This window comes from Stenotrophomonas chelatiphaga (assembly GCF_032054965.1).
GTDB classification, from domain to species: domain Bacteria; phylum Pseudomonadota; class Gammaproteobacteria; order Xanthomonadales; family Xanthomonadaceae; genus Stenotrophomonas; species Stenotrophomonas chelatiphaga.
The window spans coordinates 115746-130543 of the sequence record NZ_DAMBRS010000006.1; the positions used below are offsets into that span (position 1 = coordinate 115746).

Below are 14798 nucleotides of genomic sequence, written 5' to 3' on the forward strand. Positions count from 1 at the left end.
GACGCAATATCGTTGCGTCCATCCCGTGTTGCGAGGCAGCAATGGCAGGTGAAGTCCAGTTCGACCGCACGGATCTACGCCTCCTGGCCGAGATCCAGCGTGATGGCCGCGCCACCAATGCCGAACTGGCGACGCGGGTGAACCTGTCTCCTTCGGCCTGCCTGCGCCGCCTGCAGCGGCTCGAAGCCGAAGGCGTGATCGCCGGCTATGGGGCGCGGCTGGAGCCGAAGCACATCGGCTTGGGGCTGCAGGCCTTCGTGCGCGTGCAGCTGGAAAAGCATGACCAGGCGGCCATCGCGCGGTTCGCCGACAGCGTGCTGGAATGGGACGAGGTGGTGGCCTGCCATGCGCTCACCGGCGACATGGACTACCTGCTGCAGATCTACGTTCGCGACCTGGAGCATTTCTCCAGCTTCCTGCTGGACAAGCTGCTCAATGCCTCCGGCGTGGCCGACGTCAACTCCAGCTTCGTGCTGCGCACCGTGAAACCCTTCCGCGCCCTGCCGTTGTCGCAGCTGGGTGGGTGAACCGGTTTGACGGCAGCCATGCGGTAGCCGAGCATCGTCGCCAGCGGTAGCGTCGAACCGGGGCGTTGGCTGCAGCACCTTTTTCGATCATCGACATGCCCGACACCGCGCCCACTATCGACACCACCCATTTCCTGCCACTGCGGCGGCGGACGCTGGCGCAGCACCTGGGCCGTGGCACGCCGCCGGCGACGCCGCTGGAACAGGCCGGCCTGTTCGCCGCGCAGCTGTGCCGCCTGCACGCCTATCCCGGGGCACAGCTGGAACGCCTGCTGCACGATGCGTGCGCGCTGTTCGCCGCTGGAGACGGCAGTGCGGTCATCGCCCAGTTGGCGGGCATAGGCGGCGAAGGGCAGCCGGCGCTGGATGCGTGGCTGGCCGACCTGGCCATGCACGGCGTGCTGTTGGCACCGGACGAAGCGGTGGAGCGCTTCCTCGCCGCTTCGCCCGATGCGTATCCCGGCGCGGACTTCCAGGCCGCCTGCCAGGTCACCCTGGCCGAGCACACGATCCGTTACCCGGCCACCGCCGCGCCCGACGACGAGGACGAAGCGGTCGATCCCGAACCGGACCCGGACCAGGCGGCGCCGCGTGCCACCGGGGCGATCGAGCGCAACGGGCTGTTCACCAGCGAACAGGCGCGCGTGCTGCGTGCCATCGCCGCCAACCCGGATGAACTGATCGATCTGGACGCCTACGCCGGTACAGGGAAAAGCCACCTGGTGCTGGCGTTGATGGAGGCCCGGCCCGGCCGCTATACCTACATCGCGCCGTCGCGTGGCCAGGTCGAAGCCTTCCGCCCGCGGCTGCCCGCGGAGTCCGGCACGCGGCTGCTGACCCAGATCGAACTGGCCAACCTGATGGTGCAGCAGGCCGCCCGCAGCGGCCGCGGCAATGGCTTCGTGCCGACCTACCGGCTGAGCACGGTCCCGGCCTGGGAGATCACCCGCCGGATCGGCCTGCAGGGCATCGGCCAGCGCGTGCCCGAGCAGGTGCTGATGACGGCCCTGGAGGGCATCAATCGGTGGTGTGCGTCGTCATCGCCGACGCTGCAGGCTGCGCATTTCGACCGTTCGCTGCCCTGGGCAATGCTGGACGCGGCGCCCTATGTGGCGGCCGCCGAGCACGTCTGGCGCTGCATGTTCGATGCCGGCGTGCAGAAGGGCGGTTGCCTCAGCCTCAATACCGGCCACCTCGGCAAATGGCTGGAGCTGCAGGGCGTGGCGCCGCCGGTCGGGCTGGGCATGCTGCTGGTCGATGAGGCCCACGAACTGAGTCCGGCGTGGAAGCAGGTGCTGGCACGGCATGCGCCCGGGGTGGTCAGCCTGGGCGATCCGCACCAGCGGCTGGTCGGGCGCGCATCGCGCTGGTCGAGCGCCAAGGTGCTGGAAATGAGCCAATCGGTGCGCCAGGGCAGCCAGGTGGATGGCCTGGTCAACCAGTCATTGGCGCTGGATGACATCGGTGCGTCCAGCGAACGCTTCATGGGCGCCAGCGACCGCGCCACCGGCGTGCGCCGGTATGCCGCGTGGTCGCAGGTGCCGCAGTCCGGTGCACGCCTGTACGGGAGCCTGTGGCGGCTGCTGCAGGAAGCCCACCTGCTGGTCGCGCAGGGGGCGCGGGTGCACGTGCATCCGGCTTCGCTGCGCCTGCTGCAGAAAGAAGCGCAGGCGCCGATCGATGCTTGGCGCAGCGTCGGCCGGGGCGAGTCGAGCCGGCGCTGGGAGGCCTTCGTGGACGCCTGCGAGCAGCGCGGGCAGGACGATATCCCGGCGCTGTTTTCGGGGGGATTCGATGCAACCGCGCTGGAGCAGCTGCTGGCGGCGCTGCTGCCCGCGCAGGATGCAGGCATCACGCTGTGCCTGGCCCAGCATGCCAAGAACCTGCAGTTCGACCGGGTGGCGATGTCGGCGTGCTGTTTCATCACCGGCTACGAGACCCGCCAGGCGCACAGCCCGGTGCGCGCGGCCTACCTGGCGCTGACCCGTGGCAGCCAGCAGCTGTGGCTGCCGGGCGATGCGATGGAACAGCTGCAGCTGAGCGCGCAGCGCCATGCAGAGACGCTGGAAACGCGACGCATGGAAAAGCGCCGCGCCGCCGGGCACATGAAGCGGTGACGATCAGGTCGTACGGGATGTGACACGGTAGCGGCGGGGCCACCGCGTGACGACCAACGGTCGTCACCCACCAGCGCAGGGGCGCAGGGCATGACGGCCAGCGGCCGTCACTACCAACGGCCGTCAGCAGTCGGCCTTGCGGCCCATCAGCCGGCCTACGCGCGACGGCTCCTCGCACTTCGGCTTGGGCGGCGGCGGCGGCAGCAGGGCGGCGGCGCGCGCGCGCTGGATCTGCTCGATCTTCGCGCGGATCTGCGGCATGGCCGCCATCGCGGCCTTTTCGCCTTCCAGGATCGCCTTGCCGCGCTGGCTGAAATCGGATGCGCCGATATCCAGCACGCGGGGCCGGATGATGATGTCCGCGCGTGCCAGTTCCTGTTCGCCCAGGCGCTGGCCCATGATCGCGATGGACTGGTTGACGATGCCCAGCATGCCGGTCGGCGTACGACCGCTGGCCTTGCTGGAGATATCCACGGCGATGACGAACTCGGCGCCCAGCTGGCGCGCCGCGTCCACCGGCACCGGGCTGACCACGCCGCCATCGACGTAATTGTTCTGGCCGATCTTCACCGGTTCGAACACCCCCGGGATGCTGCTGGAGGCACGCACCGCCTGGCCGACGTTGCCGCGCACGAACACCGCGCGCTCGCCGGTTTCCAGGTTGGTGGCCACTGCCGCGAACGGCTTGCGCAGGCGCTCGCCCGGCTTGTTGCCGACCTGCTGGTTGACGTAGTCCTGCAGCTTCTGGCCCTGCACCAGTCCGCCGGAGAACAGGCGCACGTCGCGGATGCTGGCTTCGTCCAGCGCCACCGCCTTGGTCTGCATCTCGAACGCATCCATGCCGCTGGCGTACAGCGCACCGACCACGCTGCCGGCGCTGGTACCGGACACCACCACCGGCTCGAAGCCGTTGGCTTCCAGCATCTTGATCACGCCGATATGGGCGAAGCCCTTGGCCGCGCCGCCGCCGAGGGCGATGCCGATCTTCACCGGCTTGGCGGGCCGCACCACGGTGGGCGCAGGCGGCGGAGTGGGGCGGGCGTTCTCCCCGCCACAACCGGCCAGCAGGCCGAGCAGGGCAACGGACAGCATCACACGGGTGCGGGACAGGCTCATCGGCAGGCAGACGCAGCAGGAAAGGGCGCCAGCATAGCCGGTCGTGGTGGCCGCTGGCGGTCGATCTCCTGCACGCATTCAGCCGGTAGTGACGGCCTGACGGCCTGACGGCCAGCGGCCGTCACTACCGTGCGCCAGCGGGCGCCACCGCCCTCAGAAGCGGTTGTCGCCGTCCAGCATCCTGCCCAGGCCGCCCAGCACCGAGCCTTCGCCGCGGTTCTGGCCACCGCCCTGCGGCGCGGCCATCCACATCCGGCCGGCCAGGCGCGAGAACGGCAGCGACTGCAGCCAGACCTTGCCGGGGCCGGTCAGAGTCGCCAGGAACACGCCTTCGCCGCCGAACACCATGCTCTTGATGCCCGCTACACGGCGCACGTCCATGTCCACGCTGGCGTGGTAGGCGACCACGCAGCCGGTATCCACGTCCAGCCGCTCGCCGGCGGCCAGTTCGCGCTCGACCACGCAGCCACCGGCATGGATGAACACCCAACCGTCGCCTTCCAGCTTCTGCATGATGAAGCCTTCGCCGCCGAACAGGCCGGTCATGATCTTGCGCTGGAACTGCACGCCGATCTGCACCCCGCGCGCGCCGGCCAGGAAGCTGTCCTTCTGGCAGATCAGCCGCCCGCCATGTTCGTCCAGCTTCATCGGCAGGACCGTGCCGGGGTAGGGCGCGGCGAAGGCGACCTTGGCCTTGCCGTGGCCGGTGTGGGTGTACAGGGTGGCGAACAGGCTTTCGCCGGTCAGCACGCGCTTGCCGGCCGACATCAGCTTGTCCATGAAACCGCCGCCCTGGCCACTGTGCGAGCCGTCGCCGAACACGGTATCCATCTGCACCGCCGAATCCTTGAACATCAGCGCGCCGGCTTCGGCGATGGCGCTCTCGCCCGGGTCCAGCTCGATCTCCACGAACTGCATTTCATGGCCGACGATGCGGAAATCGATGTCGTCCGCGCGCTGGCTGCGCGCGCCGTGGCCGGGAACCGGCGGCGGTGCGCTGGACATGCCGGGGGCCTCGCTGCGCAGTTCGGGTACCTCGCCGATCGCCATCCAGCCGCTCATGCCCTGGCACCAGGCCAGCGCGCGCGGATTGCCCTGGGCGAAGTGGCGTGCAGCCTGATCGTCGAAGGGGCCGACGCGGTCGGCCTGGCCGGGGACATGGAAGTACCACTGGTTCATCGCTGCGATTCCAAGGGGTGCGGGAATGCCGAGTCTAGCGGGCGGGGGAGGGCCGCCGCGACGGCCATGAACGCGCGGCATTTGCGGCAAGCGTGTTGTATTGCAACAATTATCTGGTAGCGCCGTTCCACCACCCCTCCCAACACAGCCTACCGCCATGTCCCCGAACCGTTCCGTCCACGACCGCCGACCGGTCGTGCGTCCGCTCGTTCTCGCTCTCTCCGCCCTGCTGCCGCTGTCCGCAGTTGCCCAGCAAGCTCCGGCCAGCAAGGATCCCGTCGCGCTTGATGCGCTGACCGTGACCGCCCAGCGCCGCGTCGAGAACGCCAAGGACGTGCCGGTGGCGATCACCGCGATCCAGGGGGAAAAGCTCGATGTCCTCGGTTCGGCCGGTGACGACATCCGCTTCCTGGCTGGCCGCGTGCCCAGCCTGAACATCGAATCGTCCTACGGTCGTGCCTTCCCGCGCTTCTACATCCGCGGCCTGGGCAACACCGATTTCGACCTCAATGCGTCCCAGCCGGTGTCCCTGGTATACGACGACGTGGTGCAGGAAAGCCCGCTGCTGAAGGGCTTCCCGCTGTTCGACCTGGCCGGCGTGGAAGTGCTGCGCGGCCCGCAGGGCACGCTGTTCGGACGCAATACCCCGGCCGGCGTGGTGAAGTTCGATTCGGCACGTCCGTCGCAGGACGCCGATGGCTACGTCAAGGTGGCCTACGGCAGCTATGACACCTGGAACGTGCAGGGCGCCTACGGCGGTCCGCTGACCAGCCGCTGGTCGGCCCGCGTATCGGCCCTTTACCAGCGCCGCGATGACTGGGTGACCAACACCCGCAGCAACGCACCGGCGCAGGGTTTCGAGGGCTATGACGAAGGCGCCGCACGCGTGCAGTTCCTGTACGAAGGCGATGGTTTCGAAGGCCTGTTCAACCTGCACAAGCGCAAGCTCAACGGCACCGCGCGCCTGTTCCGCGCCAACATCATCCAGCCGGGCAGCAACAAGCTGGTGGAAAACTTCGACCGCGATGAAGTATCCACTGACGGGCAGAACTTCTCCGACCTGGAAACCTGGGGCGGCAGCGCGCGCCTGAAGTGGGACCTGGGCCGGGTCACCCTGCACTCGATCACCGGCTATGAAACCGCCGAGTCGTTGAACCACGGCGACATCGACGGCGGTTACGGCGCGTCGTTCCTGGGCGCCGGCAACTACGGCCCGGGCTTCATCCCGTTCCCGTCCGAATCGGCCGACGGCCTGCCGAGCCACCGCCAGTGGACGCAGGAATTCCGCGTCGAATCCAACGAGTGGGGCCGTTTCGACTGGCAGGCCGGCGTGTTCTACTTCGATGAAGACGTGACCATCGACAGCTTCAACTACGACTCGCTGACCCCGGGCAATCCGCAGAGCGGGCATGCCGTTCAGCAGCAGCGCAACAAGGCGTGGGCGGCGTTCGCTTCCGGCGATTTCGACGTCACCGACCGCTTCAAGCTGCGTGCCGGCGTGCGCTACACCCAGGACAAGAAGGACTTCACCGCCAGCGTGCTGCAGGCCGTCGCCGGTGGCACGCCGGTCAGCGGACCGTACGTGGCCAACAGCGATGTCGACGACGTCAGCTGGGACCTGAGCGGTGTCTACGCGCTGACCGACAACGTCAACGCGTACGCCCGCGTGGCCAAGGGCTTCCGCGCGCCCTCCATCCAGGGCCGACTGGCCTTCGGTGGCGTGACCCAGGCCGATTCGGAGAAGGTGATTTCCTACGAGGCCGGCATCAAGGCCGACCTGTTCGACCGCCGTGCGCGCCTGGGCTTCAGCGTGTTCCGCTACGACGTGGATGGGCAGCAGCTGATCGCCGTCGGTGGCAGCAACAACACCGCCACCCTGCTCAACGCCGACAAGACCATCGGCCAGGGCTTCGAGCTCGACTTGGAGGCCTACCTGACCGACAACGTGCTGCTGACCCTGGGCAGCAGCTACAACGACACCGAGATCAAGGATCCCGACCTGGCGGTGGCGATCTGCGGCGGCGGCTGCACCATCACCGATCCGACCACGGTGATCAACGGCGGTACCTACGCGCTGGTGAACGGTAATTCGCTGCCGCAGGCACCGAAGTGGATCCACAACCTGACCCTGCGTGCCGGCTTCCCGGTCACCGATGCCAGCGAGTTCTACGTCTACACCGACTGGGCGTACAAGAGCGAGGTCAACTTCTTCCTGTACGAATCGCCGGAGTTCCGCAGCCGCAGCTCGCTGGAAGGCGGCCTGCGCCTGGGTTACAACTGGGATTACGGCCAGTACGACGTCGCCGTGTTCGGTCGCAACCTGACCGACCAGGTGCGTGTGGTCGGTGCGATCGACTTCAACAACCTGACCGGGTTCCTCAACGAGCCGCGTACCTTCGGCGTGGAGTTCACCGCGAAGTTCTGATCGACCTGAAAACGGGGTGGCGGCCCACGGTCGCCCCCCCCTTGAGGGTCATCCACGGCGCGGATTCTCCGCGCCGTTTTCATTTCACAGCGCGCTCTGTGGCCGCACCTGCAGCACGGCTTCTTCGGCCGCGCAGTCGCGGCTGGACGATCGACCGGTCGCGCGTGCCGCTGCGATTTCTCGTTCTGCTGCAAGCAGGTCGGCCTGGAACTCCGGGTTGTCGTGCAGCCGCGCGACCAGTGCAGCGCCGAGGAACCGTGCCTGCACGATATCGCTGTGCCAGTGCATGTTGCAGACCAGGCGACTTTCAGCGTAATTGCGCCCCCGCGCGAAGATTGCATCGGCCCGCTCCGGTGCCACCTCGGCGAGGATCAGCGCCCACGCCCATCCGGCGATGCCGTGTCCAGACGGATACGAGCCGGTTTCGCGTTTCTTGTCCTCCTCTTCGGGAGTGCAGGTGGGCGCTGCGTTGACCACGTACGGCCGCTGGCGCAGATGCTGGTTTTTGGCCGGACCTGCGGTAGCACTGGCGTCGCGGCGGCTGCGCTGCAGCAGGCTGAAAATGGCAGGGGTCCGGCTGCTGTCCACGTCCATTCCCAGTGCGCAGCTGAACTGGTTGCCGCCCGGCGGCAGCGGGCCCTTCGGGAAGGAATCGTCGGCATCCAGGCTGGCCTGTGCAAAGCGCTCGGTACCGCGCAGCGCGAGCGCTTCACGGCTGACCTGGACATCCAACGCCGCGCTCACCGTGCCTGCGGCAGGGGGGGCGGGCACCAGCGCGATGCTGTCTGGCACCTGTGTCTGTTCGAGGTAGCCGGTGACCTTGGCAGCCACCGGTGACGTGGCTGCGATCAGCGACAGGGTTGCAAGGAAGAAGGGGCTGATCCGCGCGATGACAGCTGTTCCGGGGTGTGTCATGGAAGGGGTCCGGTTGCGATGGAAGCTCCAGCATTGCACCGCCGTACGCGTGTGTCGGCCGGGTTTTTTCCAATCGCGATGCAGCCGCACGTGAACCGAGCATGCACGGCCCTGCGCGGGCGGGCCGCACCGGTCGGCAGCGGGCGGGAATCCTGTGGCATGCAGCCGATTGCCTGACACCTCGGCGGGAACCGGCGCGACCGATGCGTTGACGCCGACCGTGTTGATGGTGTCATCGCGCGTGGCGGGGCGCGATCAGCGCGATCACCGGGGCGTGCTGGGACGGTGGCTTACAGCGCGCTGGCCGGCCGCACCTGCAGCACCGCTTCCTCGGCTGCGCAGTCGCGGCTGGACTGCTGGCCGGCCCTGCGCGCGGCGTCGATTTCCCTGCGTGCGGCCAGCAGATCGCGCTGGAACATCGGGTTGTCGTGCAGCCGGGCGACGGCAGCGGCGCCCATGAAACGGCCTTCCAGGATGTCGCTTTGCCAGTGCACGTTGCACACCAGGCGGCTTTCCCCGTAGCTGCGTCCGCGCGCGATGATGGCATCGGCCCGGTCCGGGACGATTTCCGACAGCAGCAGCGCCCACGCCCAGCCGATCGACGTATGGCCGGACGGATAGGAGCCATTGCCGCGCAGGCCGGCTTCGTCTTCCGGGGTACAGGTCGGCTCGCCGTTCACCATGAACGGCCGCGGGCGCTGGTGGTGCTTCTTGGCCACGCGGGTGGCGGCACTGGCATCGATGCGGCTGCGTTCCAGCAGGCGGTACAGCGCCGGCGTGCGCCGCGCGTCCACGTCCAGGCCGATGGCGCAGGAGAACTGGTTGGCGCCTTCCGGGAAGCCGAGTTCGGCATCGCGCGTGGCCTGGGCGAAGCGTGGCGTACCGCGCAGCGCACGTGCCTCGCGGCTGACCTGTTCGTCCAGCGCGAAGCCGGCCGAGCCGGCCACCGGCGGCGCCGGTACCAACGCCAGGCTGGCAGGCACCGCGGCCGCCTCCAGGTAGCCCACCGCCTTGGTAGTGACGTTGGCTTCAACGGCGGTCGGCCTGCTGGCGGTGGCCGTGCATCCGGCCAGGGACAGTGCGACGGCAAGCCAGGGCAGGGTGCGGCCAAGGCGGGGGATCAGGGACATGGGCGGGCTCGGGACAGGGGCTCGCCGGCAATGATCGCAGTCCCGCTCGCCCTGTGCAGCGTCCGTCGTGCATACGGCCAGAACCGGCATGGCCCTCTGCATGGGCCGAAACCGCTTCTACGTGTCGGGGATGTCCTTTTCCCGGCGCAGCGCACAGACGTTCACCGGTGATCGCGCCGAGCATCAGGCCACCAACGGCGCGGGATCGGCCGATCACGGAGAAGCGCAATGCACAGCACCGCACGACGAAGTTTCGCACTGGCCCTGCTGGTGGGCTTGCAGCCCGCGCAGGCGGCCGAAGTCCTCGGCGTGGCCTTCGTGCACGGCACCGGCGTGCACACCAACGCCACCCGCGACTACTGGCAGCCGGGCATCATCGACAGCGTGCGCCAGGGCTTGCCGGACCGGCGCAACCATGTGGTCATCAGCTGCGATTTCGATCAGTACATGTGGAAGCCGAACGCCGCCGGTTGCCTCGCCGACCAGCTGACCGGCTTCATCGACCGCCGCGGCATCACCCAGCTGGTCGTCATCACCCATTCCAACGGCGGTAACGTCATGCGCTGGATCCTGTCCAATCCAACCTACGACCGCCGCTATCCGAAGATCATCCGCGCGGTGCGCAAGGTCACCGCGCTGGCGCCGTCTTCGGCCGGCACGCCGCTGGCCGATGCGGTGATCAACGGCAGCACCTTCGAAACGTCGTTGGGCTGGCTGCTGGGTTTCAGGAACGATGCGGTGCGCCAGCAGCAGGTCGGCCACATGGCCACCTACAACGCGCAGAACCTGTATGGCAGCGCCGGTCGTCCGGCACTGCCCACGCCGTTCCGCGCGGTGGTCGGCAGCGATGTCGATTCGTCACCGACGGATACCGACAGTTACTGCGGTGGCTATGCCGCCAACCTCGGCCTGGAGATCACCCGGAACTGGCTGTCGTCGTGTTCGGACGGCTTCCTCGACTGCAGCAGCCAGCAGGCGGCCGGCAGCGTGTGGTTCATCGACACCGCACGCACCCGGGGCGCTGAACCGCTCAGCCACAACCAGAGCCGCCGCGCGTGCTTCGGCCTGGGCACGCTGCTGCGCAACGACCTGACCCAGTGACGGAGACCATCATGAGAATGCATTCGACCCGTTTGGCCCTTGGCGCGCTGGCGATCCTGTCCACCGCGTCCGCAGGGGCTGCACAGCCGCTGCGCGCCGCCGCGGCGGGCGACCAGGTGCCGACCGCACTGATCGCCGCGCCGTTGCCCACCGACGACGAAAGCGAGCCGCTACCGCTGGCCTTCGCCTGGGCGCTGGACCCGGCGCAACCGCTGCAGGCGCCCGCAGCCTACGCTGACATCAGCCGCAGTTACTGGCAGCAGGTCGATGCAGCCGAGCTGCAGCACGGCCTGGCGCTGCCACTGACCGCATCGGACGCGGTGATCCAGCTCAGTCCGGTGCCGGGTGCACGGGCGCTGTCGGCGGATGCATTGCAGCTGCGTGATCCTGCCGGGCGCAGCAGCGTGGTCCGCGGTGTCGATGCGCGCGCGCTGCGCGATGCCGGCATGCCGGTCAGCGACGGCACCCGCATGCTGCGCACCGGCGCAAGCAGCACGGCCGGGGTCTACCGGCTGCAGAGCGCGCAGGCACGGGGCCGCTACGTGGTGCAGGTGCTGGAGCCCAACAGTCCGCTGCGGCTGGAAGTGCAGGCCAGCCAGGCGCAGGTGCTGGCCGGTGGCAACGTGCAGCTGCAGGCCCGGCTGCTGGAAGACGGGGCCAGTGCGGCGCGGTTGCGCACCCGCCACGGCGATCTGGGCGGTGAAGCGCTGCTGGTCGCGCCCGATGGCCGCAGCTGGCCGCAGCGCCTGTTGCGCAGTGCCGATGGCAGCCTGCGCGCGCAGGTGCGCATTCCCGCCGACGTGGGCAACACGCAGGGCCTGTGGGAGCTGCAGGTGTTTGCCGAGGCTGAGGGGGTGCGGCGTGATGGCAAGGTCGCCTTCGCCGTGGCGCTACCGACGGCGCGTTTCAGCAGCCAGGCCACGCCGGATCCCGCCAGCAGGCAGGTCAGCCTGCCGCTGCAGGTGGCCGCCGCCGGCCGTTACGAAGCCCGCGGCACCCTGTACGCCAGCACGACCGATGGTCAGTTGAAACCGGTTGCGCAGGCGCATGCCGCCGCGTGGTTCGGCGGTCCCGGGCAGGGCACGCTGGTGCTGCCGTTCGACCAGGCCGCGCTGCCGGTGGGGTTTGGCGCGCCGTATGAACTGCGTGACCTGCAGCTGCAGGACCAGAGCCGGATGGCACCGCTCGAGTCGCGCGCTGCCGCGCTGCGGTTCTGATCCGGGAAAGGGGGCCGGGGCAGCAGGTCGTGCGGCGCTATCGCGCGTGCGCGCTCAGCCGTCCTTCCTGCTCGCGCACGGTGATCGGGCCGCCGAACAGCGCGGACAGCGGCGCATCGCGCAGCAGCTCGGCCCGCGTGCCGTCGGCCAGCACGCGTCCATCGCGCAGCAGCACCACCCGTTCGATCTCCGGAATGATTTCTTCGACGTGGTGGGTGACCAGCACCAGCGTGATGCCCTGGCGCGCCAGGGACTGCATGGTATCGACCAGCTGCTGCCGGGCCACCAGGTCCAGCCCGGTGGACGGTTCGTCCAGCAGCAGCGCGTGGGGGCGGTTGACCAGTGCCCGGGCGATCAACACGCGACGGGTCTCTCCGGCCGACAGTTCTGCATAGGTGCGACCGTGCAGCGCCAGCGCGCCGCTCATCGCCAGGGTCGCGCGCGCGCGATCGCGCATGTCCTGGCTGATCTCGCGGAAGGCCGGCAGCACGTAGCTGGCGAAGAATCCGGTCAGCACGGCCTGTTCCACGGTCAGGCCGGGCATGTCGGCGAGGTTGTTGCTGAGGTCGCCGGTGACGATGCCCAGCTGCGAGCGCAGCCGGTCCACCTGCCAGCGGTTCTGGCCCAGCACCTTGACCGGCACGTGGCCATCGGCATGGGCCAGCGGATACAGCTCGCGGGTGATCAGTTTGATGAAGGTGGACTTGCCGCAGCCGTTGGGTCCCAGCAACGCGGTGTGCTGGCCCTGCGCGATGCGCAGGCTGAGGCTGTGCAGGACCTTTACCTGGCCGCGCATCACGCTGGCGCGGTCCAGTTCGATCAGCGGCGGGAGGGGGGCGGCATCGGCTGTGGGCGGTGCAACGGCGGCTGGATTCAGGCTGGACAACGCAGGTTCCCGACTGGAAGGAGCGCGGCCGTGGCGGCGCAGGGATGCAGTTTGCCAAGCCAGGGGCCATCATGTCTGCACCGCGGCGACCCCGCGCCGGACCACGGCCTGGAGGCCGCCATGAGCGACGTCACCCTTCCGCTGCCGCGCAGACGCGTGATCACCCTGCGGGTTGCCCTGCTGCTGGGCGCCGCGGGCGGCGTGCAGGCCCAGGTGGCCGACACCGGCACGTATCTGCAGCGCATGGATGCCGATGGCGATGGCCGGGTCAGCGAGGCCGAGTACGTGCAGTGGATGATGTACGCCTTCGAGCGGATGGATGCCGATGGCGACGGCGTGCTGGGTGCCAGCGAGCTGCCGGGTGGCAAGGGGCGGCCGATCACCCGCGAGCAGCAGCGGCAGACGCTGGTGCAGCGGTTCCACAAGCAGGATGCGAACCGCGATGGGTTCCTGGATGCACGCGAACTGGCGGCGCCGCCGCGGTGAGCCTGGCGAACGGCGTTGGCGCTGGAAGTGGGATGGGCGGGAGCGCTGGGCGGGGGACGGCAATAACTGCGTCCTGCGGGCCTCGTTTCGCGGCCCTCCGACAGGTGCCGGAGGCCTTCGGAACGCGGTAGCGCCGACCCATGGTCGGCGGAAACCATCAGACCCCCTTCCCCATGCATTCGCCGACCATGGGTCGGCGCTACCGCGCTGCCACCGTGGCCGGGCGTAGAATCTACGCATGCCTGAGTTGCCTGAAGTTGAAACCACCCGGCGTGGACTGGCGCCGCACCTGCTGGAACGTGCCATCCATGGGGTGATCCTGCGCCGCAGCGAGCTGCGCTGGCCGATCCCGGACGAGGTGGCCGCCCTGTTGCCGGGGCAGCGCATCGTGGATGTGCGCCGGCGTGCCAAGTACCTGCTGCTGGACACCGAAGCCGGTAGTGCGCTGCTGCACCTGGGAATGTCCGGCAGCCTGCGCGTACTGCCGGGCGATACGCCGCTGCGCGCGCATGACCACGTGGATATCAGCCTGGACGACGGCCGCCTGCTGCGCTTCAACGATCCGCGCCGTTTCGGCAGCCTGTTGTGGCAGCCGCCGGGCCAGGTCCACCCGCTGCTGCAGGGGCTGGGCCCGGAGCCGCTGGACGATGCCTTCGATGGTGACTACCTGTTCCAGCGCAGCCGTGGCCGCAAGGCGCCGATCAAGACCTTCCTGATGGACCAGGCGGTGGTGGTGGGCGTAGGCAACATCTATGCGGCCGAAAGCCTGTTCCGGGCCGGCATCAGCCCGCTGCGCGAGGCCGGCAAGGTATCGCGCGAGCGCTACGTGCGGCTGGCGGAGGCGGTCAAGCAGATCCTGCAGCATGCGATCACCCGCGGTGGCACCACCCTGCGCGATTTCATCAGTCCCGACGGGGCGCCCGGCTACTTCGAACAGGAGCTGTGGGTTTACGGGCGCGATGGCCAGCCCTGCCGGGCCTGCGGGCGTCCGCTGAAGCACGCCACCATCGGCCAGCGTGCAAGCGTCTGGTGTGGTTCCTGCCAGCGCTGAGGGCTTTTTCGCCAAGCACGCCGGACAGGGCTATAGTCGCGCCACGACTCCCGTGGGAGCAGGCGCTGCGATGGACGAAGGATCTGACATCACCGTGTGGCTGGACTCCGCGCGCGGCGGCGATCGTGCCGCGCTGGACCGCGTGCTCACCGTGCTCTACCAGGAGCTGCACGGCATGGCCCGGCGGCAGCTGGCCGGCCAGCAGGGGCGCACCCTGGATGCGACCTCGCTGGTGCACGAGTCCTACCTGAAACTGCTCGGCAGCCGCGGCGGCGCGCGCTTCGAGGACCGTGCGCACTTCTTCGCCTACGCAGCTTCGGCGATGCGCAGCGTGGTGGTGGACTACGCGCGCAACCGCCTGGCCCGCAAGCGCGGCGGTGACCTCAAGCGGGTGGACATCCCGGAAAACAGCAGCAGCGGCATCCGCATGGACGAGGACCTGCTGGCGCTGGACGTGGCCCTGGAACGCCTGCAGGCGCTGGACCCGCACCTGGCGCGGGTGGTCGAACTGCGCTACTTCGCCGGCCTGACCGAACAGCAGATCGCCGAACTCAGCCAGCGTTCCGAGCGCAGCATCCGACGGGACTGGCAGAAGGCGCGCCTGTTCCTGCTGACCGAAGTAAGCGGGGACTGAGCGCGAGCACCGGC

At 68.9% G+C, this 14798-nt stretch carries 13 protein-coding genes; 8 read left to right on the plus strand and 5 right to left on the minus strand.

What is annotated here, in order from left to right; all coding sequences use genetic code 11:
- Nucleotides 1-41 precede the first annotated feature (41 nt).
- Together RTX79_RS10070 and RTX79_RS10075 are read left to right on the plus strand one after the other, a co-directional pair.
- Complete coding sequence (locus RTX79_RS10070) at nucleotides 42-527, plus strand: Lrp/AsnC family transcriptional regulator (protein ID WP_312683517.1); 486 nt, start codon at nucleotides 42-44, stop codon at nucleotides 525-527.
- Nucleotides 528-622: 95 nt separating this feature from the next.
- On the plus strand, nucleotides 623-2644 hold the full coding sequence (locus tag RTX79_RS10075) for a hypothetical protein (RefSeq protein ID WP_312683518.1): 2022 nt from the start codon (nucleotides 623-625) through the stop codon (nucleotides 2642-2644).
- 123 nt (nucleotides 2645-2767) lie between these two features.
- Here the strand turns inward: RTX79_RS10075 and RTX79_RS10080 are convergent, their stop codons facing one another.
- Together RTX79_RS10080 and RTX79_RS10085 are read right to left on the minus strand one after the other, a co-directional pair.
- Nucleotides 2768-3760 carry a patatin-like phospholipase family protein gene (locus tag RTX79_RS10080; RefSeq protein WP_312683519.1) on the minus strand — a complete coding sequence of 331 codons (993 nt, stop codon included), beginning with the start codon at nucleotides 3758-3760 and terminating at the stop codon, nucleotides 2768-2770.
- Nucleotides 3761-3913: 153 nt separating this feature from the next.
- Nucleotides 3914-4939, minus strand: a complete 1026-nt coding sequence (locus tag RTX79_RS10085; RefSeq protein ID WP_057508983.1) for a TIGR00266 family protein — start codon at nucleotides 4937-4939, stop codon at nucleotides 3914-3916.
- 157 nt (nucleotides 4940-5096) lie between these two features.
- Between RTX79_RS10085 and RTX79_RS10090 the strand changes: the two genes are divergently transcribed.
- Nucleotides 5097-7364, plus strand: a complete 2268-nt coding sequence (locus tag RTX79_RS10090; RefSeq protein WP_312683522.1) for a TonB-dependent receptor — start codon at nucleotides 5097-5099, stop codon at nucleotides 7362-7364.
- Nucleotides 7365-7448: 84 nt separating this feature from the next.
- Here the strand turns inward: RTX79_RS10090 and RTX79_RS10095 are convergent, their stop codons facing one another.
- Both RTX79_RS10095 and RTX79_RS10100 read right to left on the minus strand, forming a co-directional pair.
- Nucleotides 7449-8279 (minus strand): acid phosphatase, encoded by an 831-nt coding sequence (locus tag RTX79_RS10095; RefSeq protein ID WP_312683524.1) that lies wholly within the window; start codon nucleotides 8277-8279, stop codon nucleotides 7449-7451.
- A 290-nt stretch (nucleotides 8280-8569) separates the two neighbouring features.
- On the minus strand, nucleotides 8570-9409 hold the full coding sequence (locus RTX79_RS10100) for an acid phosphatase (RefSeq protein WP_312683526.1): 840 nt from the start codon (nucleotides 9407-9409) through the stop codon (nucleotides 8570-8572).
- A gap of 228 nt (nucleotides 9410-9637) precedes the next feature.
- Between RTX79_RS10100 and RTX79_RS10105 the strand changes: the two genes are divergently transcribed.
- Nucleotides 9638-10510 (plus strand): hypothetical protein, encoded by an 873-nt coding sequence (locus RTX79_RS10105; protein WP_312683529.1) that lies wholly within the window; start codon nucleotides 9638-9640, stop codon nucleotides 10508-10510.
- An 11-nt stretch (nucleotides 10511-10521) separates the two neighbouring features.
- Complete coding sequence (locus RTX79_RS10110; RefSeq protein ID WP_312683531.1) at nucleotides 10522-11727, plus strand: DUF4785 domain-containing protein; 1206 nt, start codon at nucleotides 10522-10524, stop codon at nucleotides 11725-11727.
- Between the two features lie 37 nt (nucleotides 11728-11764).
- Here RTX79_RS10110 and RTX79_RS10115 read toward each other — a convergent pair whose 3' ends face one another.
- Nucleotides 11765-12523: an ABC transporter ATP-binding protein gene (locus tag RTX79_RS10115; protein ID WP_428695990.1), complete on the minus strand. Its 759-nt coding sequence runs from the start codon at nucleotides 12521-12523 to the stop codon at nucleotides 11765-11767.
- Between the two features lie 210 nt (nucleotides 12524-12733).
- On the opposite strand from RTX79_RS10115, the gene RTX79_RS10120 reads away from it, so the two are divergent.
- The 3 genes from RTX79_RS10120 to RTX79_RS10130 all read left to right on the plus strand — a co-directional run bounded on the left by RTX79_RS10120 (nucleotide 12734) and on the right by RTX79_RS10130 (nucleotide 14784).
- Nucleotides 12734-13099, plus strand: coding sequence for a hypothetical protein (locus tag RTX79_RS10120; RefSeq protein ID WP_312683532.1), 366 nt, complete (start codon nucleotides 12734-12736; stop codon nucleotides 13097-13099).
- Between the two features lie 238 nt (nucleotides 13100-13337).
- Complete coding sequence (gene mutM / locus RTX79_RS10125; RefSeq protein WP_312683533.1) at nucleotides 13338-14150, plus strand: bifunctional DNA-formamidopyrimidine glycosylase/DNA-(apurinic or apyrimidinic site) lyase; 813 nt, start codon at nucleotides 13338-13340, stop codon at nucleotides 14148-14150.
- 70 nt (nucleotides 14151-14220) lie between these two features.
- Nucleotides 14221-14784 carry an ECF-type sigma factor gene (locus RTX79_RS10130; RefSeq protein ID WP_057507727.1) on the plus strand — a complete coding sequence of 188 codons (564 nt, stop codon included), beginning with the start codon at nucleotides 14221-14223 and terminating at the stop codon, nucleotides 14782-14784.
- Nucleotides 14785-14798 lie beyond the last annotated feature (14 nt).